A 24724-nucleotide genomic window follows, 5' to 3' on the forward strand; every position below is an offset into this window, starting at 1 on the left:
GGCGTCCTGCCCGCAAGGGAGGACGCCTTTATTTTTTGGCGGGCGGCCTGGAGGCCGGGGAAGCAGATCATGGACAAACTGAAACTGGTGGTGGTGGGCAACGGCATGGCCGGCATGCGCACCGTCGAGGAATTGCTGAAGATCGCGCCGGACCTGTACGACATCACCGTGTTCGGCGCAGAGATTCACCCCAACTACAACCGCATCCTGCTCTCGCCGGTGCTGGCCGGCGAGCAGACCGTGCCCGATATCGTGCTCAACAGCATGGCGTGGTACGAGCAGAACAACATCCATCTGCATCTGGGCAAGAAGGTCACCAGGATCGATCGCAAGAATCGGGTCGTTCATGCCGAAGATGGTACGGCGGCCGAATACGACCGCCTGTTGCTGGCGACCGGCTCCAATCCCTTCATCCTGCCCATTCCCGGGGCAGACCTGCCCGGGGTGGTGTCCTTCCGCGACATCGCCGATGTGGAGGCGATGATCAATGCCGCCAGCCGCTACCGGCACGCCGTGGTCGTCGGCGGTGGCCTGCTCGGCCTGGAGGCGGCCAACGGCCTCAGGCTGCGGGGCATGGAGGTCAGCGTCGTGCACATCGCGCCCTGGCTGATGGAGCGCCAGCTCGACGAACCGGCGGCGCGCCTGCTGCAGCAGAACCTCGAAGCCAAGGGGCTGAAGTTCCTGCTGCAGAAGCAGACGATTGAGCTGGTCAAGGGCGAGAGCGGCCGGGTCTGCGCGGTGAAGTTCAAGGACGGCGATACGGTGCCGGCCGACCTGGTGGTGATGGCGGTCGGCATCCGGCCCAACACCGCCCTGGCCGAGGGCGCCGGCATTCATTGCGAGCGCGGCATCGTGGTCAACGACACCCTGCAGACCTACGACCCGCGCATCTATGCCGTGGGCGAGTGCGTCAGCCATCGCGGCGTCGCCTATGGCCTGGTCGCGCCCCTGTTCGAGCAGGCCAGGGTCGCGGCCAATCATCTGGCCGAATACGGCATCGGCCGCTACGAAGGCTCGGTCACTTCGACCAAGCTCAAGGTCACCGGCATCGACCTCTTCTCGGCCGGCGATTTCAGCGGCGGCGAGGGCACCGAGTCGCTGGTCTTCTCCGACCCGAGCAGCGGTGAATACAAGAAGGTGGTGCTGAAGGACAACAAGCTGGTCGGCGTCTGTCTCTACGGCGACACCCTCAACGGCGCCTGGTATTTCGACCTCTTGCGCGAGGGCACCGACGTCTCCCAGTTCCGCAAGACCCTGCTGTTCGGCCAGCGCCACCTGGGCGACTCCGGCCATGGCCCGGCCGACCACGTTGCCGCGCTGCCGGATACGGCCGAGATCTGCGGCTGCAACGGGGTGTGCAAGGGCGACATCGTCAAGGCCATCGTCGACAAGAAGCTGTTCACCCTGGACGAGGTGCGCGCCCATACCAAGGCCTCCAGCTCTTGCGGTTCCTGCACCGGTCTGGTCGAGGCGGTGCTGGCCCACACCCTGGGCGGCAATTATTCCGCCGCGCCGTCCAAGAAGCCCATGTGCAAGTGTACCGAGCACAGCCACGACGAGGTGATCGCGGCGATCCGTGACCAGTCGCTCAAGACCATGCGCGCCGTGTTCGACACCCTGGAATGGAAGACGCCGGACGGCTGCGCCAGCTGCCGGCCGGCGCTCAATTACTACCTGCTCGCGCGCTGGCCGGGTGAGTACCGGGACGATGCCCAGTCGCGCTTCATCAACGAGCGCGCCCACGGCAACATCCAAAAGGACGGCAGCTTCTCGGTGGTGCCGCGCATGTGGGGTGGCCTGACCAACCCCAGGGAGCTGCGCGCCATCGCCGATGTGGCCGAGAAATACCGGGTGCCGGAGGTCAAGGTCACCGGCGGCCAGCGCATCGACCTCTTTGGCGTGAAGAAGGAGGACCTGCCGGCGATCTGGAAGGATTTGTCGGCCGCCGGCTTCGTCTCCGGCCACGCCTACGGCAAGGCCCTGCGCACGGTGAAGACCTGCGTCGGTTCCCAGTGGTGCCGTTTCGGCACCCAGGACTCGACCGGCCTCGGCGTGAAGCTGGAAAAACTCACCTGGGGTTCCTGGATGCCGCACAAGTTCAAGCTCGCCGTGTCCGGCTGCCCGCGCAACTGCGCCGAGGCGACGATCAAGGACTTCGGCGTGGTCTGCGTCGATTCCGGCTACGAGCTGCACGTCGGCGGCAACGGCGGCATCAAGGTGCGGGTGACCGATCTTTTGACCAAGGTCGAGACCGAGGAACAGGTGCTGGAATACTGCGGCGCCTTCATCCAGCTCTACCGCGAAGAGGCGCATTACCTGGAGCGCACCGCGCCCTGGCTCGAACGGGTCGGCCTCAATTACATCAAGCGGCGCATCCTGGAGGATGCGCCGGGCCGCGCCGCCCTGTTCGAGCGCTTCAAGTACGGCCAGCAGTTCGCCCAGATCGACCCCTGGAAAGAGCGGGCCGAGGGCCTGGACGCCGGCGAGTTCCAGACCATCCGCATCACGGCCTGACCGAGAAAGGGAAAAATCAAATGTCTGATTGGATTGCCATTGCCAAGTTCGACGACCTGCCCCGACTGGGTGCCCGGGTCGTCCAGTTCGACACCGTCCGGGTCGCGGTCTTTCGCACTTCCACCGACGAGGTGTTCGCCGTCAAGGACGCTTGCCCCCACCGCGGCGGCCCGCTGTCGCAGGGCATCGTCCATGGCCAGTCGGTGACCTGCCCGCTGCACAACTGGCGCATCGATCTGGCCACCGGCGAGGCGGTACAGCCGGACCAGGGCTGCGTGCGCACCTTCGAGACCAAGGTGGAGGCCGGTCAGGTCTATCTGCGCCTGGCCGACACCGCCGAGGAAACCGCATCGGTCGCCTGTGCCGCCCATGGCTGAAACCCGAAGCGTCTGTTGCTATTGCGGCGTCGGCTGCGGCGTGCTGATCGCGCACGACGGCACTCGCATCACCGGCGTGCGCGGCGACCCGGCGCATCCAGCCAACTACGGCCGGCTCTGCACCAAGGGCGCCACTTTGCATCTCACCGCCCAGGCCGGCGGCCGCTGCCTGTATCCCGAGCTGCGGGAGGACAAGGCGGGTGAACGTCGGCGCGTGAGCTGGGATGCCGCGCTGGAGACGGCGGCCGACCGGTTCGCCGCCGTCATCCGCGAGCACGGCCCCGAGGCGGTCGGCATCTATCTCTCGGGCCAGCTCTCCACCGAGGACTACTACGTCTTCAACAAGCTGATGAAGGGCCTGATCGGCAGCAACAACGTCGACACCAATTCACGCCTGTGCATGTCCAGCGCGGTGGCCGGCTACAAGGCCACCCTGGGCGCCGATGCACCGCCGGCCTGCTACGAGGACATCGACCAGGCCGGCACGATCTTCATCGCCGGCGCCAACACCGCCTGGGCCCATCCCGTGCTCTATCGCCGGATCGAGGCGGCGCGCCAGGCCAACCCGCAATTGAAAGTCGTCGTCGTCGATCCGCGCCGCACCGACACCGCGCGCGAGGCCGACCTGCATCTGGCCATCCTGCCCGGCACCGACGTCGCGCTGTTTCATGCCATGCTCCACGTCCTGATCGCCGAACGGCGCATCGATGCCGATTACATCGCGGCCCACACCGAGGGCTGGCCGGCTGTGCGCGATCTGGTCGAGGCCTATGCCCCGGAGCGGGCCGCGCAGATCTGCGGCGTGCCGGCCGAGGCCATTGTGCGCGCCGCCCGCCTGTTCGCGACCGGTCCCACCCTCTCGCTCTACTGCCAGGGCCTCAATCAATCCAGCCACGGTGTCGACAAGAATGCCGCCCTGATCAATCTGCACCTGGCCACCGGCCAGATCGGCCGGCCTGGCTGCGGCCCGTTCTCGCTCACCGGCCAGTCCAATGCCATGGGCGGGCGCGAGGTCGGCGGCCTGGCCAATCTGCTCCCGGCCCACCGCGATTTGAACAACCCGACGCATCGCGCCGAAGTGGCGCGGCTGTGGGGCGTGGAAGCGGTGCCGGCCAAGCCGGGGCGGCCGGCGGTGGCGATGTTCGAGGCGGCGCGCCGGGGCGAGATCAAGGCCCTCTGGGTGGTCTGCACCAACCCGGCCCATTCCCTGCCCAACCAGACCCTGGTGCGCGAGGCCCTGGCCCGGGTGGATTTCCTGATCGTGCAGGAGGCCTTTGCCGACACCGAGACCGCCGCCTATGCCGACCTCCTGCTGCCCGCCGCCAGTTGGGGCGAAAAGGACGGCAGCATGACCAACTCGGAGCGGCGCATCAGCCGCCTCCGCGCCGCCGTGCCGCCGCCGGGCGAGGCGCGGGCCGACTGGGCGATCGCCGTCGATTTCGCCCGACGCCTGGAAGACAGGCTCGGCCGGGACCGGACCCTGTTCCCCTACGAGACGGCCGAAGAGGTCTGGAACGAGCATCGCGAATCGACCCGAGGTCGTGATCTCGACATCACCGGGCTCTCCTACGCCCGGCTCGATACCCAGGGGCCGCAACAATGGCCTTGCCCCGAAGGCGCGGCGGCGGGTCGGGCGCGGCTCTATGCCGACGGCGTGTTTCCAACCGTCAGTGGGCGCGCCCGCTTTCATTGCGCCGGCTGGCAGCCGGTGGCCGAGCCGGCCGATGCGGAATACCCCCTGAGCCTGACCACCGGCCGTCTGCGCGACCAGTGGCACACCATGAGCCGCACCGGCCTGGTGCCGCGCCTGTGGGGCCATGTCGAGGAAGTCATGCTGCTGATGCATCCCGAGGACATGGCGGCACGCCAATTGCGGGATGGCGAGCTGGTCAGGGTCAGGAGCCGGCGCGGCCAGCTCCTGGTCCGAGTCAAGGCGGAGGCGGACCAGCGTACCGGCCAGGTCTTCCTGCCCATGCACTGGGGTGGCCGGTTCATGGCCGGCCTGGGCACCAACGTCCTCACCGTCGCTGCCTGCGATGCGGTGTCCGGCCAGCCCGAGCTCAAGCATGCCGCGGTCGAGGTCGAGGCCGCCGGGCCCATGCACCCGCTGCTGCTGATGCTGCGCGGCAAGGCGGTCGAGTGGCTGGCACGGCTCCAGCCCCTGCTCGGGCAATTCGACTACGCCAGCCTGGGCCTTGCCGGCCGTGAGCGCGCGGTCGTCGTGCTCCGCGCCGCCAGCACGCAGCCGCTCGATGCCGCGCGCTTGGCCAGGATCGACCGCCTGGCCGGCCTCGACGATGCGGCGGTCATGAGCTACTTCGATGCCGGCAGCGGCATTTCCAAGCGGGCACGCTTGGATTCGGGCCGGCTGGTCGCCGTGCGTCTCTATGGCGAGACCGCCGCGCAAGACTGGCTCAAGCAGTGCATGGCCGAGGAGATGGACGTCAGCCCCCTGCGCCCCTGGCTGCTGGCGCCGTTGGCCGCACCGCCGCAGGGCCAGGTGGCGTCGGGGCGTATCGTCTGCAACTGCAAGAATGTCTCCGAGTCGGCCATCCGCGCCGCCATCGCCGAGGGCGCCGACCTCGCCGCGCTGCAAGCCGGTCTGGGCTGCGGCACCGAATGCGGTTCCTGTCTGCCTGAACTGAAGCGGCTGCTGGCGCAACAACCGGTGCCGGCCTGAGCGGCGGCACGGTCCTTGCTAGATATCCGTAACGGCAATTGATGAGAGAACGCGAGATGGAGTTTGCCAACGCCGCCGTGGCGCTGAAGATCCTGGTGGTCAGCCAGTCGCGCAAGCAGTTGAACACCCTGCTCGATGCCCTGGCGGCCTGTCCCGAGGGGCATCACGTAGTGGGCCGGCTCGATCGGGCGATCGATCTGCCGCGCTGGGTGGACGAGGTGGCGCCCGACCTCGTCATCATGGACACCGATTCGCCCAGCCGCGATACCCTGGAGCAGGTCTGTCTCGCCACCCAGGCGACACCGCGGCCGATCGTGATGTTCACCCAGGACGGTCGGCGCGAGGCCATCCAGTCGGCGGTACGGGCCGGCGTGACCTGCTATGTCGTCGATGGCCTCAAACCAGAACGGGTACAGCCCATACTGCAGCTGGCTCAGGCGCGGTTCGAAGAAATGCACTCGATGCGCCAGGAACTGCAGCGCGCCCGCCAGGAACTGCAGGAACACAAGCTGGTCGAGCGGGCCAAGCGATTGCTCATGCAGCAGGCCGGCCTCGACGAGGAGGCCGCCTATCGCCGTCTGCGCAAGGAGGCCATGGCCCGGCGCCTGCGTCTGGCCGAGCTGGCCAAGGCCCTGTTACAGCAAAGCTGACAGCGGATTTCATCGCATCCCTCTCGGCGGCCTGCGGGCCGCTTTTTTTTGCGATGAGCCGCGCTCGACACTGATTCGGTGCGCATCGCACCAGGGCGGTGCAAGGGGCGAGGGGAGAGCCAACCGGCATCGCCGGCTTGTCGGCCAATGGCCCCTGTTTTCAAGGATTTTGGTAGTTGGCACGCTACCTGCTAATTCCTGATCGGACTCGATCAATGTCGATCCGGGTTCACAGCCATGCGGCACCCTCGGGTGCATTTGGACAACGGCGTCCATCCGCGCGAGCGATCGCGTCGGCTGGGCGCCATTTTTTTGCGACGGCCTGCGCCGGATTTTTGGAGCCATGCGATGAACGAGGAATCGAAGCCTCAGGTTGAAACCGGGGTGCACAAAAGCAAGAGGGATTTCATGAAGAAGACCGCCGGGCTGTCTGCGGCTGCCGCCTTGATGTCACTGGTGCCGCCGGGCGTGCGCAGCGCCGCCTGGGCGGCCGGATCGGACAAGCCGGAAAAACCCGAGGTCAAGATCGGCTTCATCCCGCTGACCGATTGCGCCTCGGTCGCCATCGCCGCCGAGAAGGGCTTCGACAAGAAATACGGCCTCAAGATCACGCCGAGCAAGGAGGCCTCCTGGGCCGGTGTGCGCGACAAGCTGGTCAACGGCGAGCTCGACGCCTCGCACGTGCTCTATGGCCTGATCTACGGTTTGCAGCTCGGTGTCGGCGGGCCGCAGAAGGACATGGCCGTGCTGATGTCGATCAACCACAACGGCCAGGCCATCACCCTGAACAACCAGATCAAGGCCAAGGGCGTCACCGACGGCGCCGGTCTGGCCCGGCTGGTCAAGGCCGAGCCCAAGGAATGGACCTTCGCCCAGACCTTTCCCACCGGCACCCATGCCATGTGGCTCTATTACTGGATGGCCGCCTACGGCATCGACCCATTCAAGGAGGTGAAGGTGATCACCGTGCCGCCGCCGCAGATGGTAGCCAATATGCGGGTGGACAAGATGGACGGCTTCTGCGTCGGCGAGCCCTGGAACGCGCGTGCCATCCACGACAAGATCGGTTTTACCGCGGTGACCAGCCAGGACATCTGGCCCGACCACCCGGAGAAGGTGTTGGGCACCACGGCCGAGTTCGTCCAGCGCTATCCCAACACCGCGCGGGCGATGACCGCCGCCCTCCTCGAGGCCTCGAAGTACATCGACACCATGGCCAACCGTTCCGAGGTGGCGCGCATCATCGCCGGCAAGGCCTACGTCAACACCGAATTCGACGTGATCGAGGACCGCATGCTCGGCCAGTACGACAACGGCATCGGCAAAAAGTGGCAGGACAAGAACTACATGAAGTTCTACAACGATGGCGTGGTCAACTTCCCCTATCTGTCGGATGGCATGTGGTTCCTCACCCAGCACAAGCGCTGGGGCCTGCTCAAGGAACACCCGGATTATCTGGCCGTGGCCAGGAAGGTGAACCAGATCAAGCTGTACAAGGAGGCGGCCGCCGCGGCCAAGGTGCCGGTACCGAAGTCGGACATGCGCTCGGCCAAGCTGATCGACGGCGTGACCTGGGATGGCAAGAACCCCAAGGCCTATGCCGACGGCTTCAAGGTGAAGGCGTAACCGTCATTCCGGGCGCGGCGCGCAGTGCCGCTGACCCGGAATCCAGAAAATCAACTGGATTCCCGCTTTCGCGGGAATGACAAAACCAGGAGTCCGCCATGAGCGCAGTGACCATCAACGAAGGCAGTTTAGAAGAGATCATGCAACAGCCCGAAACCGTGATTGTGAATTCAGTCGCCGAGCCCGCGGCGCAACCGCGGCCCACCCCGTTCCTGCAGACCGAACGCGGCAAGGCCCTGACCGAGGCGCTGGCCAAGGCCTTTCGTGCCGCCTTGCCGCCAGTCATCGGCATCGCCTTGTTCATCCTGCTCTGGCAGATCGTCTCCGCCAGCGGCGGCGACAACGGCCTGCCCGGGCCGGTCAAGACCTGGCAATCGGCCCAGCAATTGTTCGCCGACCCTTTCTACGACCGCGGCCCCAACGACAAGGGCATCGGCTGGAACATCCTGCATTCGCTCTATCGGGTCGGCGCCGGTTTCGGCCTGGCGGCGCTGGTCGGCATCCCGCTCGGCTTCATGATCGGCCGTTTCAGGTTCCTCTCCGGCATGACCGCGCCCATCATCAGCCTGCTGCGTCCGGTCTCGCCCCTGGCCTGGCTGCCGATCGGCCTCTACGTGTTCAAGGAGACCGAACCGGCCTCGCTCTGGGTGATCTTCATCTCCAGCATCTGGCCGATCATCCTCAACACCGCCGCCGGCGTTGCCCGGGTGCCGCAGGACTACCTCAACGTGGCGCGCGTGCTCAATCTGTCCGAGTGGAAGATCTTCACCCGCATCCTGTTCCCCTCGGTGCTGCCGCACCTGATGACCGGCATCCGCCTGTCCATCGGCGTGGCCTGGCTGGTGATCGTCGCCGCCGAGATGCTGACCGGCGGCACCGGCCTCGGCTTCTGGGTGTGGGACGAATGGAACAACCTCAACGTCGAGCACATCATCATCGCCATCTTCATCGTCGGCTTCACTGGCCTGCTGCTGGAGCAGGGCCTGGTGCTGCTGGCGCGACGCTTCAGCTACGAATGATCAAGGGGACGAGCATGGACAAGTATCTGCAAATCGAAAACGCCAAGATGGTATTCGACACCAAGCAAGGCAGATTCGTCGCGCTGACCGATGTCAATCTCACGGTCAGGCAGGGCGAATTCATCTCGCTCATCGGCCACTCCGGTTGCGGCAAGTCGACCCTGCTCAACCTCGTGGCCGGTCTGCTCGATGCGAGCTCGGGCGTGCTGCTGCTGGGCGACAAGGAGATCAAGGGGCCGGGGCCGGAGCGGGCGGTGGTGTTCCAGAACCACTCGCTGCTGCCCTGGCTCACCTGCTTCGGCAACGTCTATCTGGCGGTGGAGCGGGTGTTCGGCGGCAGGGAGGCAAAAAAGCAGCTCAGGCAGCGGACGCGGGCGGCGCTGGAATTGGTGGGCCTGGCGCATGCCATGCACAAGCATCCGCACGAGATCTCCGGCGGCATGAAACAGCGGGTCGGCATCGCCCGCGCCCTGGCCATGGAGCCCAAGGTGCTGCTGATGGACGAACCGTTCGGCGCGCTCGACGCCCTGACCCGGGCCGGCCTGCAGGACGAGCTGATGCGCATCGTGCATGAAACCCGGGCCACGGTGCTCATGGTCACCCACGATGTCGACGAGGCCGTGCTGTTGTCCGATCGCATCGTGATGATGACCAACGGACCCGCGGCGACCATCGGCGAGGTGCTGCCGGTGACCCTGCCGCGCCCGCGCGATCGGCTGCTGCTGGCCGACAACGCGCACTATCACCAGCTGCGTGGCCGGGTGTTGGAGTTCCTCTATCAACGCCAGATGAGACACGCGGCCTGAGTCGACCCGCGCAAAAGCAAAAAGCCGCCCGCGGGCGGCTTTTTGCTTGGCCGGTGGGATCAGACCCTCAACCGGCTGGTGGCTTCCTGCAGGCGGCTGGCCAGTTTGTGCAGATGTTCCGCCGATTCGCTGGTGCGCTCGACCGACATGCTGTTTTCCTCGGCCATGTGGGCGATCTGTTCGATGTTGGTCGAGATCTGGGTGCTGGCGGACGACTGTTCCTTGACCGCGCTGGTGATGTTGCTCATGCCTGCGCTCGCCTGCTGCACCGCGGCGTTGGCCTCGGCCAGGGTCATGGCCACGGTCTCGACGAACTCCAGACTGGAGGCCAGGGAGGAATGACCGGCGTTGATCGCGGTCTCGACGCTGCCCGACTTCTGGTTCAGGGTCTGGGTGACGCTATCGATCTCGCTGGCGGCCTGGGCCGATTTCTCCGCCAGCTTGCGCACTTCGTCGGCCACCACGGCGAAGCCGCGGCCTTGCTCGCCGGCGCGCGCCGCCTCGATGGCGGCGTTGAGCGCCAGCAGGTTGGTCTGGTCGGCGATGTCCTTCACCTGCTGGGTCATGTTGGTGATGACGGCGGCATTCTGGACGAATTCGCGGACCGAGGAGGCGATGTCGTTCATCGCGGTCTCCACCAGGTCGATCTCGCCGATCAGTTCGGACACCTTCTCGTTGCCCTCCTGGGTGCTCGACAGGCTGGAATCGGCCAGTTTCTTCACCTCTTCGGCACCCTCGGCGACCGAGACGATGCTGGCGCTCATCTCCTCCACGCTGGCAGCGGCGGAGGCGGCCGCCTCGTTCTGGTTGGCCGAGCTGTTGGCCACCTGCTGCGAGGTATTGGTGAGTTCTTCGGCCGCTTGCGAGAGGGCCTGGCTTGAGTCCTTTACCTCCTGGATGATGCGGCCAAGCTCGACCCGGATGCGCTCGGCGCTGCGGCCGATCTCGCCCATCTCGTCCAGGCTCTCTGCCTTGATCGGCACGGTGAAGTCGCCGTTGGCCAGGCGGCCGAGGTCGGCCACCAGTTGCCGGGTCGGCTGCTCGACGGCCTTGCGTACCCACCAGAGGAACCAGAAGAAGGCGGCGACGATGGCGATGCCCATCAGGACCAGCGTCAGCTCGATATCGTGGATGCCCTCGGCATCCTGGATAGTCTCCAGGTTGTCCCATATCTGCCAGAAGCCATACAGGGCGGCACCGACCACGAAAGTGGTGCTCACGCCGGTGATCACCAGCAGCTTGTTGCGGATGCTGCGCCGGAACCAGCACATCAGGTTCAGTTTTTCGGCAGGCTTGTTCATCGTGTCTCCTCAAACACTTTATTTCAGTGTCCGGAACGCAATCGACCCGGGCAGAATCGGGATAATTCTATCGGAAATTTGCCGGCGGTGAATATTCGATGCAAATTCGGCACAAATCCGGGGTTTATTGATCCGAAACCTTTGAACTCGAAAAAACATCCGGCGCCATCAACCCTGATCCGCCCGGAAGCCGCACCAGGTTTCGGATCGATAACCATCAATCCACGTCTTGTTATTGAGGGGGAAATTCAAGAACTTGAATTTCCCCCTCAATAACGGTCAGAGCGCGACCATCTCAATGAAGGCGATCTCGTCGCCGGCCTTGATCGGCGTGGCGGGCGAGCCGTCCTGCTTGTTCACGGTGATGCGCAGCGTCGGCCGGGTCTGGGCGAAGGTCTGCTGCCAGTCGCCGCCGCGCATGGCCAGGATGCGCATCAGGCCGGCGACGTCCTGCACGCTGGCCGGCAGCCTGAGCTGCTCGCGGCCGATCTGCAGCTTGGCCATCAGGTCGCCGAAATAGAGCACGGTGATCGGGTTCATGTTCGCGGTGTCCTTTCAGTGCGCGCATTTTAGCGCCGATGCCGGCAGGGTGGCGGCGATATAATCCGGGCCTGTTTCCCGCCCCATATCCGCCATGCCCCAAGACCTCCTGACCGGCCTCAACCCCGAGCAACTGCGCGCTGTTACCTGGGGCCGCGGCTCGGCCCTGGTCCTGGCCGGGGCCGGCTCGGGCAAGACCCGGGTGCTGACCACCCGCATCGCCTGGCTGATCCAGACGGGGCAGGTTTCGCCCATGGGCGTGCTGGCGGTCACCTTCACCAACAAGGCGGCGCGCGAGATGTTTACCCGGCTCTCGGCCATGCTGCCGATCAACACCCGAGGCATGTGGATCGGCACCTTCCACGGCCTGTGCAACCGCCTGCTGCGGGCGCACCATCGCGACGCCGGACTGCCCCAGCTGTTCCAGATCCTCGATGCCCAGGACCAGCTCTCGGCGGTGAAGCGGGTGTTGAAGGCGCTCAACGTCGATACCGAGAAATACGAGCCGCGCAAACTGCAGGCCTTCATCAACGCCAACAAGGAGGCCGGCCTGCGGGCGAACCAGATCGAGGCCTACGACCCCTACACCCGGCGCCTGATCGAGTATTACGCGGCCTACGACGCCCAGTGCAACCGGGAGGGCGTGGTCGATTTCGCCGAGCTGCTGCTGCGCTCGTTCGAGCTGCTGTCGCGCAACGCCATGCTGCGCGAGCATTACCAGGAGCGCTTTCGCCACATCCTGGTCGACGAGTTCCAGGACACCAGCCGCCTGCAATACGACTGGCTGAAATTGCTGCGGGCACCAAGCAACGCCATCTTCGCCGTCGGCGACGACGACCAGTCGATCTATGCCTTCCGCGGCGCCAATGTCGCCAACATGGCCTTGTTCCAGAAGGACATGGGCATATCCGAGGTGATCAAGCTCACCCAGAACTACCGCTCCTACGGCACCATCCTCGATGCCGCCAACGCGGTGATCAGCCACAATGCCAACCGCCTGGGCAAGGACCTGTGGACCGACGCCGGCCGGGGCGAGCCGATCCGCCATTACGAGGCGGCCACGGATCTGGACGAGGCCCGCTTCGTCGTGGAAGAGATCCAGGAGCTGAAGCGCGAGGGCATGGCCTATGCCGACATCGCCGTGCTCTACCGTTCCAATGCCCAGTCGCGCGTGATCGAGCACGCCCTGTTCTCGGCCGGCATCCCCTATCGGGTCTATGGCGGCCTGCGCTTCTTCGAGCGGGCCGAGATCAGGCACGCCCTGGCCTATCTGCGGCTGACGGCCAATCCCGAGGACGACAACGCCTTTCTGCGCGTAGTCAACTTCCCTGCCCGCGGCGTCGGCGCCCGCACGGTGGAGGCGATCGACGCCGCCGCCCGCGCCGGCGGCGTCAGCCTGTGGGCGGCGGCCTGCGCCCAGGGCGCCGGCAAGAAGGGCCTCGCGGCCTTCATCCAGCTGATCGGGCAATTGCGTCAGGAGACCCGGGACATGAACCTGGCCGAGCAGGTCGAGCACGTGGTCGCCCGCTGCGGCCTGATCGAGTACTACCGGGGCGAGCGCGACGGCGAGGACCGGATCGAGAACCTGAACGAACTGACCAATGCCGCCAGCGCCTTCGCGGCGGAAGCCGAGAGCCAGGACCTCGCCGATTTCCTCGCCCATGCCGCGCTCGAGGCCGGCGAGCACGAGGCCCAGGCCGGCCAGGACGCGGTGCAGCTGATGACCGTGCATGCCGCCAAGGGCCTGGAATTCATGGCGGTGTTCATCACCGGCCTGGAGGAGGCGCTGTTTCCGCACGAGAACTCGCTGACCGAGCTCGACGGCCTGGAGGAGGAGCGGCGCCTGATGTACGTCGCCATCACCCGGGCCCGCAAGCGCCTGTATCTCACCCATGCCGCCCAGCGCATGCTGCACGGCCAGCCGCGCTACGGCCTGCCTTCGCGCTTTTTGCAGGAACTGCCGGCCGAGCTGGTGCAGAGCGTCGGCGGCTGGCGCGGCAGCTCGGACCTGGCGCCGGCCGGGGCCGCCGGGCCGGGTGCGCCGGGCCGGGCGGCGGCCCTGCCCTATCCGGTCGGCGCCCGGGTGCAGCACCCGCGCTATGGCGAGGGCGTGGTCGCCGGCTATCAGGGCCAGGGCGCCGAGGCCGAGGTGCGGGTGAGCTTCCCCCGCATCGGCGACAAGTGGTTCATCCTGGAATACGCCCGGCTGACACCCTGTTAGCCGCCGCCTGCCGGCGAGGTTGACGCTGCTCCTGGCGGCCTTTACAAATTAGGCCAGAAACCCGATAAATCGCCTGGAGGAGACCGAGTGTCTGGACACGAGCAGGTCGCGCATCGGCCCCTGCCGGAGTTGTGGAGTGTGCCGGTTGCGGTCTGGCTGACCCTGTTGTTCTCGCTGGCGACGACCGGGCTGGCCTGGTACTCGGTCAAGAGCAGCACCGAGCAGACGGCGACCGAGACGTTCTTTCGGCAGTTCGACGAAATCGGCGACGGCATCAGCCAGCGCATGGGTGCCTACGAGCTGGCCCTGCGCGGCGGCGTCGCTCTGTTCGATGCCTCGATTGATGTCTCCCGCCGGGAGTGGCGCGACTATGTGGGCAAGCTGCGCATCGCCGACCACTATCCCGGCATCCAGGGCATCGGCTTCGCCAAGCTGATTCCGCCGGAGAATCTGGGCCGACACATCGCGTCGGTGCGGGCCGAGGGTTTCCCCGATTACACGGTGAGGCCGGCGGGGCGGCGCGACGTCTACACCTCGATCATCTATCTGGAGCCGTTCAACAGGCGCAACCAGGCGGCCTTCGGCTACGACATGTATTCCGAGCCGGTGCGCCGCGACGCCATGGCCAGGGCGCGTGACAGCGGCCAGGCGGCCTTGTCCGGCAAGGTTGTCCTCAAACAGGAGATCACCCAGGACGTGCAGAACGGCTTTCTCATGTATCTGCCGGTCTACCGCAAGGACGTGACCCTGCTTACCCAGGCGCAAAGACGGGCGGCCCTGGTCGGTTATGTCTACAGCCCGTTCCGGATGAATGATTTCCTGCACAGTACCCTGGGCAAAAAGCAGGCCGATCTCGATCTGCGCATCTACGACGGACTGGTCACCGATGTCGTCAACCAACTCTACCAGAGCAAAGACAAGGTGCCGCCCGGCCTGTCGCCGAAATTCCTCGGTCGGAGGGTGCTCAAGCTGCCGGGCCACAATTGGCTGCTCGAGGTACGCTCGACCCCGGCCTACGAGGCGCGCATCGACTACACCAAGCAGCACATCGTGGCGGCGGCCGGCCTGGCCATCAGTTTTTTGTTCACCGCCTTCGTCTGGTCCCTGGCCACCCGTCGCCAGCGGGCCCAGGCCCTGGCCGATACCATGACCGTCACTTTGCGCGAACGCGAGGCCTACATCCGGGCCATCGTCGACCACGCGGCCGACGGCATTGTCGCCATCGACGAATCGGGCCACATCCTCTCGTTCAACCACGCTGCGGAAAAAATATTCGGCTATGCCCTGGCCGAGGTACTCGGGCGCAACGTCAGCCTGCTGATGCCGGAGCCCTATGCCTCGCGCCACGATGGCTACCTGGTCAACTACCGGCTGACGGGGGAGAAGAAGATCATCGGCATCGTTCGCGAGGTGGCCGGCCTGCGCAAAGACGGTCAGACCTTCCCGCTCGACCTGGCGGTGAGCGAGGTGAACCAGGCAGGTGGGCGCATCTTCGTCGGTGTCATGCGCGACATCACCGAGCGCAAGCGGGCCGAAGAGGCGCTGCGTGCGAGCGAGGAGCGCTTCGACCTGGCGATCCGCGGCGCCAACGACGGTCTCTGGGACTGGAACCTCAAGAGCAACACAATCTATTTCTCGCCGCGCTGGAAGGAGATGCTGGGCTATGCCGAGGACGAGATCGGCCAAAGCCTGGAGGAATGGAGCACCCGGGTGCACCCGGACGACCTGGAGTCGGCCATGGCCGCCGTGCGCGCGCATCTCGACGGCGAGGTGCCGCAGTACATCAACGAGCATCGCGTGCGCCACAAGGACGGCCACTATTTGTGGATCCTCGACCGTGGCATCGCCCAGCGCGACGAAAACGGCCGACCTTACCGGATGGTCGGCATCCACACCGACATCACCGAACGCAAGCGGGTGGAGAAGCTCAAGAGCGAGTTTGTTTCCACCGTCAGCCATGAGCTGCGCACGCCGCTCACGGCCATCCGCGGCTCGCTCGGGCTGATCGCCGGCGGCATGGCCGGCGAATTGCCGGAGCCGGCCAAGGATCTGGTCAATATGGCCATGGCGAACACCGAGCGGTTGCTCGGCCTGATCAACGATCTGCTCGACATGGACAAGATCCAGTCCGGTGCCCTGCAATTCGATATGCAGCCGCACGAGATCATGCCCCTGGTCGAACAGGCGGTCGAGGCCAACCGCGGCTATGCCGAGCAGTACGGCGTCAGCTGCCTGATCGAACAGCGACTGCCCGGCGCGATGGCCCGGGTCGATTCGGCGCGCCTGCTCCAGGTGATGGCCAACCTGCTGTCCAACGCCGCCAAGTTCTCCCGGCCCGGCGGCAGCGTCGAACTGGCGGTGACGGCCGAAGGCGATCGCATCCGGGTGGCGGTGACCGATCATGGCAGCGGCGTCCCCGAAAGCCTGCGCGAACGCATCTTCGAGAAATTCACCCAGGGCGACGCTTCCGATACCCGGCACAAGGGTGGCACCGGCCTGGGCCTGAGCATCAGCAAATCCCTGATCGAGCAGATGGGCGGCGAGATCGGCTTCACCAGCCAGCCCGGCCAGGGCGCCACCTTCTACTTCACCCTGCCGCGCTGGCAGCCGGAATAGTGGGATAATACGGCCATCACGGGGGGCGCGCGGCGTCCCCCGATTTTTTCAACGAATCCGTTTAGAGGTTTGAGATGAGCAAAGTAGGCTTCGGCAAGAACGTGAACATGAGCTTCGACGAGGCGGTGACCAAGGTCACGGCCGCCCTGCAGGCCGAGGGCTTCGGCGTGCTGACCGAGATCGACGTCGCCGGTACCCTGAAGAAGAAGCTGGACAAGGACATGCCCCCCTACCGCATCCTCGGCGCCTGCAACCCGCCGCTGGCCCATCGCGCCATCACGGCCGAGCCCGAGATCGGCATGCTGCTGCCCTGCAACGTGGTGGTGCGCCAGACCGAGTCCGGCGCGGTGCGGGTCGAGTTCATGGACCCCCAGGCCGTGCTGCCCCTGGTCGAGAAGCCCGGCATCGCCGAGGTGGCGAGCGAGGTGCGCGAGCGGCTGCAGCGGGTGATGAACGCGTTGTAATTACGCGCAGCATCATTGTTCCTTTATCCCCGCTTTGCGGGGGCTCTCCCTCTGTGGGGGAGAGTTAGAAGAGAGGGCGGGGCATCCCGCCCTTTTTTTATTTCGCCCAGCAGCTGCGTCGCCAGCGCGGCTAGGGTCGATTCCGGCGGCAGGGCCGCGCCGGCACCGATGGCGAACACGCTCAGGCGCTCCGGCAGCTGGCCGAGCTGTTCGGCCAGGCGCAAGGCCTCGGCCACGCCGATGCCGTGGCTGCTGCTCTGGCCGGCCAGCCCAAGCTCATCGAGCGACTCGACCCGGTGCAGCCGACCCGGGGCGATGCCCCGCGCGGCGTCGAGCAGCAGCACCGTCTCGGCGTCGCGCATCTCCTCCAGCAATTGCAGGCCCGGCCGGTCGAGCAGGCGCACCTCGCAGCCTGCCGGCAGGCCCAGCTCGCTCAGCCTTTTGCCGACGGCCCAGGCCACAGCGTCAGCGCCGAACGGTGAGCCGATGCAGAGCAGGCGCAGTCCCATCAGCGCTCGACCTTGAGCGTGAGGAAGTGGGTGGCGCAGGAGATGCAGGGGTCGTAGTTGCGGATCACCGTCTCCGCCCGCCGGCGCAGCTCGGGTTCCGGCGCCTCGGCCAGCGCGGCCAGGGTGGCGGCGAGGTCGGCCTCGATCCGCGCCTGGTTCTGCGCGGTCGGCGGCACGATGCGGGCCTGCCGGACCAGGCCGTGTTCATCCAGTTCGTAGCGATGCCAAAGGATGCCGCGCGGCGCCTCGGTGACGCCGCAGCCGCAGCCGGCGCGCGCACCCGCTTCGAGGTAGGGCGTGTCGTTCGGGGCGTAGTCCGAGAGCAGGCGCACCGCCTCGCGCAGGGCGTAGAGCACCTCGACGGCACGGGCGGCGGCGCTGTGGAACGGATTGCGCGAGGGCAGGGCGATGCCGGCCTGGTGCAACCGCTGCCGGATGTCGAGCGGCAGCCGGTCGGAATTGACGTTCAGCCGGGCCAGGGGGCCGACCAGGTAGGGCCGGCCGTCGTGCAGGCAATGGAAGGCGGTGGAGTGCGGCACCTGGTGCTCGCTGAAGTGGCGCTCGAATTCGCCGGCGCCGATGTCGAGGCCGCGGTCGGACGCGATGCGGCCGGTCTCGATGGCATAGCCGGCGGGGTCGCGCAGGGCGACGCTCTCGAAGACCTGATCGCTCTCGGGCAGCGGCCAGGCCAGCACCCAGTCGAGCAGGGCCTCGGCCTCGGGCAGGGCGGCCTGCAATTCGGCCAGCAGCGCCTGCGCCTCGGCCGCGCCCGGTGCGCGCCAGAAGCCGCCGACCCGGGCGCCGACCGGGTGGATGGAGCGACCGCCGAGGAATTTCAGGATGCGGTTGCCCAGGTTTTGCAGCTTCAGGCCGCGGCGCACCGCGGCGGCCTCTTTTGCGGCGAGCTCGACCACGCTGCCGCAGCCGAAGAAGTCCGGCGCGGCGAGCAGGTGCAGGTGGGCGCAGTGCGACTCGATCCACTCGCCGCAGTAGAACAGCCGGCGCATGGCGGAAATCCAGGGCGTCGGCGCGAGGCCGAGGATGGCCTCCAGCGCCTGCACCGCGCTCATCTGGTAGGCCGCCGGGCACAGGCCGCAGATGCGGGCGACGATGTCCGGCACCTCGCTGTAATGCCGGCCCTCCAGCAATTTCTCGAAATAACGCGGCGGCTCGAAGATGCGCAGCTTGAGCCCGGCGATGCGGCCCTGCGCGTAGGCGATCTCCAGCGCGCCCTCGCCCTCGACCCGGGCGAGCAGGGGCAGTTCGAGCGACACGGTCTTCGCCTCAGCCATGTTTTTCTCCGGCGGCGCGGAAGGCCTCGGCGGTGATGAAGGCGAAGCGGCGTTCGATCGCGTCGGGGGGCAGGCCGAGATTGGCGAACACGGTCTTGAGGCTGGCGAGGTTGGCCTGCGCGCTCGGGCCGAAACAACCGTAGCAGCCGCGCCCCTGGCCGGGGCAGAGCGCGCCGCAGCCGGCGCGGGTGACCGGCCCCAGGCAGGGCTCGGCGCGGCCGACCAGCACGCAGCCGTGGCCGGCCCGCTTGCATTCGCCGCAGACGCTGTCGCCGCTCGGCCGGTAGCGGCCGCCGGCCAGCAGGGCATTGAGCGCCGCCAGCAGCTGCGCGGCGTCGATCGGGCAGCCGAAGAGTTCGAGATCGACATGAACCAGCGCCGACACCGGCAGCGAGCGCTCGGCCGTGGCGATGAATTCCGGCTGGGGATACAGGGCGGCACGCCAGGCGCTGCCGGCCTCGGTCGCATTGCGCAGGGCCTGGATGCCGCCGGCTGTGGCGCAGGCGCCGAGCGCGACCAGCTGGCCGCTGCGCGCCCGGATGGCGCGGATGCGCTCGGCCTCCTCCGGGGTCGAGAGGCTGCCCTCGATCAGGGCGATGTCCACCGCCGCCTCCGGCGCATTGGGACCGGCCTCGGGAAAATGCGTGAGTTCGACCCGTTCGAGCAGGGCGAGCAGACCCTCGCCCTGGTTGAGCAGCGCCAGCTGGCAGCCGTCGCAGGAGGTGAATTTGTAGACGCCGAGCCTGGGCTTCATCACACCCCCCGCTTCCCCAAAAGCGGGCCGATGGTGGCGTAATCGAACACCGGCCCTTCGCGGCAGACGAAATGCGGGCCGAGCTGGCAGTGGCCGCACAGGCCGAGGGCGCATTGCATGTTGCGCTCCAGGCTGAGGTAGATGTCGCTGGTCTGAACGCCGCGCTGGGCCACCTTCTCGGCAGCGGCCTGCATCATGCCTTCGGGGCCGCACAGAAAGGCGATGGTGCGTTCCGGTTTCAGTTCCAGCGCATCGAACAGGGTGAGCACGTTGCCGGTATGCCAGGGCCAGTCGGCGCAGGGGTTGGTCTCGCAGACGGCCAATCGCACTTCCAGGTCGGGGTGGTCGAGCCATTCGGCGAAGCGCGACTTCAGCGCGAGGTCGCGGCAGTGGCGCACGCCCTCGAGCAGCACCACCCGGCCGTAGCGTTCGCGCCGGGCGAGCACGGCATGCACGGCCGAGACCGAGGGGGCGCAGCCCAGGCCGCCGGTGACGATGAACAGATCGCGGCCCTCGGCCGCCTGCATCGGCCAGCCGCGACCGAAGGGGCCGCGCAGGCCGATCACCGCTCCCGCCGGCAGGCGGGCCAGGGCCTGGGTGACCGAGCCGACGGCGCGGATGGTGTGGTCGATCAGGTCCGCCCGGGCATCGGACACGATGGAGATCGGCACCTCGCCGACGCCGGGCAGATAGAGCATGTTGAACTGACCGGGCGCGAAGCGGTATTGCGCGGCCAGCGCGGCATCCTCCAGGCGCAGGCGCAGGGTGAAGATGGTCTCGGTCTCCTGCAGGCGCTCGACGATGCGGGCCGGGGCCGGCAGCTCGATCAGCGGTCTCATGCCGCCTCTCCCAGGATGGCCGCCACCTCTTGGGTCAGATCGATGCCGGCCGGGCACCAGGTGAGGCAGCGGCCGCAACCGACGCAGCCGGATTCGCCGAACTGGGTCCACCAGTTGCCGAGCTTGTGCGTGAGCCACTGCCGGTAGCGCTGCGCGGTTTCCGGCCGCACCTGGAAGCCGGCCAGATGGCCATGCAGCTCGCCGAAGCAGGAATCCCAGTGCCGCGCCTGCTCCGCCGTCTGGTCGTCGGCGCTGGCCGTTTCGCTGCGCGCATGACAGAAACAAGTGGGGCAGGCCTGGGTGCAGTTGCCGCAGGCGAGGCAGCGCTGGGCCACCTCGGCCCAGTGTGGATGTTCGCTGTGGGCGGCGAGCCTTGCCGCCAGATCGCCGGGCGGCAGGTGCCGGGTCTGCCGCAGCGCCGCGGCGGCGACGGCCTTTTGCGCGGTGGCAAGCTGTTCCGCGCTGGCGGCGGCGAGGGCGAGTGGCTCGATCAGCCCGCGGCCACGCGGACTGCCGGCCTCGACCACGAAGCCCGTATCCAATTCGGTCAGGCCGATATCGAAGCGCATGGCGCGCGGACCGGTGCCGGTGCTGGCACAGAAGCAGCTCGCCGCCGGCCGGGTGCAGTGCACGGCGATGAACAGGGCATCCTGGCGCCGGGCCTGGTAATGCGGGTCATGCTCCAGGATGGCGTCCTGCCGGGCCACTGCGGCCAGATCGCAGGCACGCGCGCCCAGGATGGCGAGCGGTTTTTCCTGCGGCAGACAGGCCGCAAGCTCGAAGCCGTCAGATGTGCGGCGCATGCGCCAGAGCGGCTCGACCGGCGCGAAGAACCAGGGCTTGAGGCCCTGGGTCGGGGTGGCCCAGGCGAAGGCAAGTGGCTGTCCCGTGCGCTGCAGGCGATAGCGCCCCGGTGTCTGCTCGTCCTGCCAGCCCCAAGGTAGTTCGGTCGCGGCAGCCAACTCGCCATAGGCGATGACGCCTTCCTGCAAGCGGGGGCCGATCACGCGGTAACCGGCCGCCTGCAATTGCCGGATCAGGTCGTCGAGTCGGTTGTGGGGCAGGAAGCGCGGAGTGGCCATACCGGAATACTAGCAGGCCGCTTCCGGCGCCAAACCAGGCAGAAGCGGCGGCTCAGGGCGCCTTCCGCAACCGTTGTTCCGCCTCGGCGAGCTCGTCCGGCGTGTTGAGGTTGAGGAAGGCGCCGGCGTCGGCGAAGGTCAGCGTCTCGGCGGCGTGTTCGGCCTGCCAGGCCTGCAGCTTGAGCCGGCCGTTGGCGACGTGGGCGGCGAGGTCGGGCAACAGGTCGCGATGGAAGAGGAAACTGGTGTAGTGGGTCTGTCCGGGGTCGGCGGCACGCACCAGTCGGCAGCCCGTCTGGCGGGCATGGTCGAGCAGGCGTTGGGCGAGATCGGCTGGCAGGAAGGGCGTGTCGCAGGGCACGACGAGCAGCCATTCGCCAGCCGCACGGGCGCCGGCGGCGGCGATGCCGGCCATGGGGCCGCGATAATCGGGATGTCCGTCGGCGATCACCGGATGGCCGAGTCCGGCGTAGATATCGCGATGGCGGTTGGCGCTGATCACCACCTCGTCGACTTGGGGCGCGATGCGCTTCAGCACCCAGGCGATCAGCGGCCGGCCGGCCAGTTCGATCAGGCCCTTGTCCTGGCCGCCCATGCGCCGGGCCTCGCCGCCGGCGAGGATCAGCGCGGACAGTTCAGGATGGCTCGACATGGCGGAACAGGCGCAGGGCCTGGTCCTTGTGCCGGGGCCGCTGGCCGAGCCAGACGTATTCGTAATCGGGGCCGGGATTGGCGGCCTCGCCGCGGCGGCCCTGGATCAGGAGATAACCGCAGACCTGGCCGGGCCGGGCCAGGCGCGAATCGAGGTGATAGCGCAGGGCGATGGCGGTGTCGGCCTCGACCTGGGCCTGGACGCAGACGCCGGCCGGCAACTGCCGGTCGAGTTCGGCCAGCACCGGCTTCCAGGCCCAGCCCGCTTCGCCCCAGGGGCGGAACAAGGCCATCAGCAGCAGCCAGGTCAGGGTCATGCCGGTGGCCCAGACCAGGGCCGGACGCAGCTGGGCGCGGGGGAAGAAGGGGGTGGCAATGACCCACAGCAGGGTGGCGGCGACCGCCAGCCCGAGTCTCAGGCTGCCGATGCCGCCGCTTTGGTAGTCGGGGGTCATCCGGGCCAGGCGGTCGGCCAGCCGGGGCGGCCAGCCCCATTCCAGGGCGGCGAAATGGATCCAGAACACGATGGCGAGGAAGAAGAAGCAGAGCACACCGAACCAGTAGAAGGCCTGGGCGGCGCCGCGTTGCATGTGGCCGATGGCGAAGGCGGCGAGCAGGCTGAGCGGGGCGAGCAGCGGCAGTGCCCCGCCGTCGCGGGAGAAGGCAGGGGTGAGGGCGGCGTAGAACAGCACCAGCACGGCCAGCAGCGGCAGGTGCAGTTCGCTCGCCCGGCCCAGGCGTTTGTGCTCGTGCCAGATCGCCCAGGCTGCCAGCGGCCAGACCGGCCAGGCCGACCAGGCCAGCAGGGAGACGAGGTGGCCGGGGTCGTAGACCGGCAACAGGCCGGCCAGGCCGTGGCCGGCCAGCCAGGCATCAAGATTGCCCTGGAGCGTGAGCCAGGCCAGCCAGAGGCCGGACAGGACCAAGCCAACGGCGATGCCGAGGCCGACACCCTGGCGATAGGGCCGCTCACGCCAATCGCGCGAGACCAGCGGCAGCAGCAGGATGAAGAGGCCGAGCACGAAATCGGCCAGGCCGTCGATCAGGGTCAGGGCAAACAGGGCGCCGCCGATGACCGCCACGGCAGGCATCGGCTGGCGGCGGGCCAGCGTCGCGCCATAAAGCAGCAGGGCGTAGGCGGCCAGCTGTAGGCTGTCCGGCAGCAGGGCGTGGGCGCGCAGCATCAGGCCGAAGGCGCCCATCAAGAGCAGGGCCGCGGCCGGGCCGTAGCCGGGCCCGAGCAGGGCGCGGGCGGCCAGGCCGGTGCAGGCCAGGGCGACCAGGCTGAACAGGCCGCTGACGGCGCGGGCGGCGTCCTGGATGCCAAGCCAGGGGCCGAGTAGCTTGGCCGCCAGACCGGCGAGGAAAGTGTGCAGCGGCACGGTGCTGGCGTGGGCCTGGCCGTGTTCGAGCCAATCGAGCACCTGGCCCAGGGCCAGGGTCTCCTCGGCCTTCCAGGCATCGCGCCCGGTCAGGCCGTAGAGGGCCCACAGCACCATGAGGGCGGCGAGAAGGTAGATTTTGCGCGAGGTCAGCGGATGCATCCCTGGCCTTACTCCCCGGTATGAATAAAAAAGGCAGCCCGAAGCTGCCTTTTCCTATGGCCTGCCGCTGGCTTACTTCTTGCCGTATTTCTGGCGGAACTTCTCGACCCGGCCCGCGGTGTCCACGATCTTCTGCTTGCCGGTGTAGAACGGGTGGCAGGAAGAGCAGACTTCCACGGCCAGGGCCTTGTTCATGGTCGACCGGGTGACGAAGCTGTTGCCGCAGCTGCAAGTGACCTGGACTTCGTTGTATTCGGGATGGATGCCGGGTTTCATGACGGGCCTTCCAGTACTCAATTCGGAAAGGGCGCGATTATGGCCGAAAAATTCGCCGGGGGCAACCGCTCAATGAGCCTGCCCGATTTCGGCCAGCAGGCGCCCGATCATGGCCTCGGCCTGGCCGGCGTAAGCGCCGCCGAACATATTGAAGTGGTTGAGCACGTGATACAGGTTGTACAGGATCTTGCGCACGGGATAACCGGGGTCGAGCGGCCAGGCCTCGCGGTAGGCGGCGTAGAAGTCCGGGCCGAAGCCGCCGAACAGCTCGGTCATGGCCAGATCGGCCTCGCGGTCGCCGTAATAGACGGCCGGGTCGAACACCACCGGCTCGCCGTCGGCGAAGCCGTAGTTGCCGCCCCAGAGATCGCCGTGCAGCAGCGAGGGCGCCGGCCGATAGTCGGTGAAGAAGGCTGCCAGGACGGACATCAGGCGCTCGCCTTGGTCGATGAGCCGGCGGCCGGCGCCGTTTCGCGCCGCCAGGCGCAGTTGATGATGCAGCCGGCGGTCGCGCCAGAACTCGACCCAGTCGGCGCAGGGCGTGTTCGGTTGCGGGGTGTCGCCGATGGAGTTGTCGATGCGCCAGCCGAAGCGGGCCTGGCTGACCCGGTGCATGGCGGCGAGGTGTCGGCCCAGGCGCGTACCGCTGCCGCGGCCGGAGAGGTCGAGGTGTTCCAGCACCAGATAGGCCTGACCCCCGGCCGTGCCCCAGCAGATCGGCCGCGGCGCGCGCAGGCGGCGGCTGGCCAGGATCTCGTCCAGGCCCGCCGCCTCGGCCTCGAACATGGCTGCCTTGGCCGCCTCGTTCAGTTTGAGGAAAAAGCGCTCGCCAGCGCGGCCGTGCAGGACATAGGCCTCGTTGATGCAGCCGCCGCCGGCATGCTCATGGCGGCCCAGTTGGAAGGGCTGGCCGCTGGCGCCGGCGATGGCCGCGCCGATCTCGACCCAAGCCGTCATGCCTGG

The 24724-nt window shown here is 67.4% G+C and carries 21 protein-coding genes; 10 read left to right on the forward strand and 11 right to left on the reverse strand.

Annotation, left to right across the window (positions count from 1 at the left end; all coding sequences use genetic code 11):
* The first annotated feature begins 69 nt into the window (after positions 1-69).
* The 7 genes from nirB (at position 70) to EL388_RS01065 (ending at position 9672) form a co-directional block, all read left to right on the forward strand.
* The gene (gene nirB, locus EL388_RS01035) at positions 70-2514 is read left to right on the forward strand and encodes a nitrite reductase large subunit NirB (protein WP_126458334.1); all 2445 of its coding nucleotides are present in this window, start codon (positions 70-72) and stop codon (positions 2512-2514) included.
* Between the two features lie 20 nt (positions 2515-2534).
* Positions 2535-2891 (forward strand): nitrite reductase small subunit NirD, encoded by a 357-nt coding sequence (gene nirD, locus EL388_RS01040; protein ID WP_126458337.1) that lies wholly within the window; start codon positions 2535-2537, stop codon positions 2889-2891.
* Entirely contained in the window at positions 2884-5571 is a 2688-nt protein-coding gene (locus EL388_RS01045) for a nitrate reductase (protein WP_126458340.1), read from the forward strand. Before nirD ends, EL388_RS01045 begins: the two co-directional genes overlap by 8 nt.
* A gap of 56 nt (positions 5572-5627) precedes the next feature.
* On the forward strand, positions 5628-6221 hold the full coding sequence (locus EL388_RS01050; protein ID WP_165919088.1) for an ANTAR domain-containing response regulator: 594 nt from the start codon (positions 5628-5630) through the stop codon (positions 6219-6221).
* Between the two features lie 408 nt (positions 6222-6629).
* Positions 6630-7847, forward strand: a complete 1218-nt coding sequence (locus EL388_RS01055) for a CmpA/NrtA family ABC transporter substrate-binding protein (RefSeq protein WP_420856649.1) — start codon at positions 6630-6632, stop codon at positions 7845-7847.
* Between the two features lie 98 nt (positions 7848-7945).
* Entirely contained in the window at positions 7946-8866 is a 921-nt protein-coding gene (ntrB, locus tag EL388_RS01060; RefSeq protein WP_126458354.1) for a nitrate ABC transporter permease, read from the forward strand.
* 14 nt (positions 8867-8880) lie between these two features.
* Positions 8881-9672 (forward strand): ABC transporter ATP-binding protein, encoded by a 792-nt coding sequence (locus tag EL388_RS01065; RefSeq protein WP_126458360.1) that lies wholly within the window; start codon positions 8881-8883, stop codon positions 9670-9672.
* A 59-nt stretch (positions 9673-9731) separates the two neighbouring features.
* On the opposite strand, the gene EL388_RS01070 is transcribed toward EL388_RS01065, so the two are convergent.
* Together EL388_RS01070 and EL388_RS01075 are read right to left on the reverse strand one after the other, a co-directional pair.
* Positions 9732-10973 carry a methyl-accepting chemotaxis protein gene (locus EL388_RS01070; RefSeq protein ID WP_126458366.1) on the reverse strand — a complete coding sequence of 414 codons (1242 nt, stop codon included), beginning with the start codon at positions 10971-10973 and terminating at the stop codon, positions 9732-9734.
* Between the two features lie 279 nt (positions 10974-11252).
* Positions 11253-11513 carry a MoaD/ThiS family protein gene (locus EL388_RS01075; RefSeq protein ID WP_126458372.1) on the reverse strand — a complete coding sequence of 87 codons (261 nt, stop codon included), beginning with the start codon at positions 11511-11513 and terminating at the stop codon, positions 11253-11255.
* Positions 11514-11607: 94 nt separating this feature from the next.
* Between EL388_RS01075 and EL388_RS01080 the strand changes: the two genes are divergently transcribed.
* From EL388_RS01080 to EL388_RS01090, 3 genes are all read left to right on the forward strand, one after another.
* The gene (locus tag EL388_RS01080) at positions 11608-13734 is read left to right on the forward strand and encodes a UvrD-helicase domain-containing protein (protein ID WP_126458378.1); all 2127 of its coding nucleotides are present in this window, start codon (positions 11608-11610) and stop codon (positions 13732-13734) included.
* A gap of 87 nt (positions 13735-13821) precedes the next feature.
* The gene (locus tag EL388_RS01085) at positions 13822-16350 is read left to right on the forward strand and encodes a CHASE domain-containing protein (RefSeq protein ID WP_126458383.1); all 2529 of its coding nucleotides are present in this window, start codon (positions 13822-13824) and stop codon (positions 16348-16350) included.
* A gap of 74 nt (positions 16351-16424) precedes the next feature.
* Positions 16425-16814, forward strand: coding sequence for a DUF302 domain-containing protein (locus EL388_RS01090; RefSeq protein ID WP_126458388.1), 390 nt, complete (start codon positions 16425-16427; stop codon positions 16812-16814).
* A 23-nt stretch (positions 16815-16837) separates the two neighbouring features.
* On the opposite strand, the gene EL388_RS01095 is transcribed toward EL388_RS01090, so the two are convergent.
* The 9 genes from EL388_RS01095 to EL388_RS01135 all read right to left on the reverse strand — a co-directional run bounded on the left by EL388_RS01095 (position 16838) and on the right by EL388_RS01135 (position 24718).
* Positions 16838-17323, reverse strand: a complete 486-nt coding sequence (locus EL388_RS01095) for a hydrogenase maturation protease (protein ID WP_126458393.1) — start codon at positions 17321-17323, stop codon at positions 16838-16840.
* A complete protein-coding gene (locus tag EL388_RS01100) occupies positions 17323-18615 on the reverse strand; it encodes a Ni/Fe hydrogenase subunit alpha (RefSeq protein WP_126458396.1) in 1293 nt (430 codons plus the stop codon). The genes EL388_RS01095 and EL388_RS01100 overlap by 1 nt, the downstream gene beginning before the upstream one ends.
* The gene (locus tag EL388_RS01105) at positions 18608-19369 is read right to left on the reverse strand and encodes an NADH-quinone oxidoreductase subunit B family protein (RefSeq protein ID WP_126458399.1); all 762 of its coding nucleotides are present in this window, start codon (positions 19367-19369) and stop codon (positions 18608-18610) included. Before EL388_RS01105 ends, EL388_RS01100 begins: the two co-directional genes overlap by 8 nt.
* Positions 19369-20208 (reverse strand): FAD/NAD(P)-binding protein, encoded by an 840-nt coding sequence (locus EL388_RS01110; RefSeq protein WP_126458401.1) that lies wholly within the window; start codon positions 20206-20208, stop codon positions 19369-19371. The genes EL388_RS01105 and EL388_RS01110 overlap by 1 nt, the downstream gene beginning before the upstream one ends.
* Positions 20205-21290 carry a 4Fe-4S dicluster domain-containing protein gene (locus tag EL388_RS01115; protein WP_126458403.1) on the reverse strand — a complete coding sequence of 362 codons (1086 nt, stop codon included), beginning with the start codon at positions 21288-21290 and terminating at the stop codon, positions 20205-20207. Before EL388_RS01115 ends, EL388_RS01110 begins: the two co-directional genes overlap by 4 nt.
* Before the next feature lie 52 nt (positions 21291-21342).
* On the reverse strand, positions 21343-21942 hold the full coding sequence (gene mobA / locus EL388_RS01120; protein ID WP_126458405.1) for a molybdenum cofactor guanylyltransferase MobA: 600 nt from the start codon (positions 21940-21942) through the stop codon (positions 21343-21345).
* Positions 21926-23485, reverse strand: coding sequence for an ArnT family glycosyltransferase (locus EL388_RS01125; protein ID WP_126458407.1), 1560 nt, complete (start codon positions 23483-23485; stop codon positions 21926-21928). The genes mobA and EL388_RS01125 overlap by 17 nt, the downstream gene beginning before the upstream one ends.
* A gap of 72 nt (positions 23486-23557) precedes the next feature.
* On the reverse strand, positions 23558-23761 hold the full coding sequence (gene rpmE, locus EL388_RS01130) for a 50S ribosomal protein L31 (RefSeq protein ID WP_126458409.1): 204 nt from the start codon (positions 23759-23761) through the stop codon (positions 23558-23560).
* A gap of 69 nt (positions 23762-23830) precedes the next feature.
* The gene (locus EL388_RS01135) at positions 23831-24718 is read right to left on the reverse strand and encodes a fructosamine kinase family protein (protein WP_126458412.1); all 888 of its coding nucleotides are present in this window, start codon (positions 24716-24718) and stop codon (positions 23831-23833) included.
* Positions 24719-24724: the final 6 nt, after the last annotated feature.

The sequence above is a fragment of the Sulfuritortus calidifontis genome, assembly GCF_003967275.1.
Taxonomy (GTDB): Bacteria; Pseudomonadota; Gammaproteobacteria; order Burkholderiales; family Thiobacillaceae; genus Sulfuritortus; species Sulfuritortus calidifontis.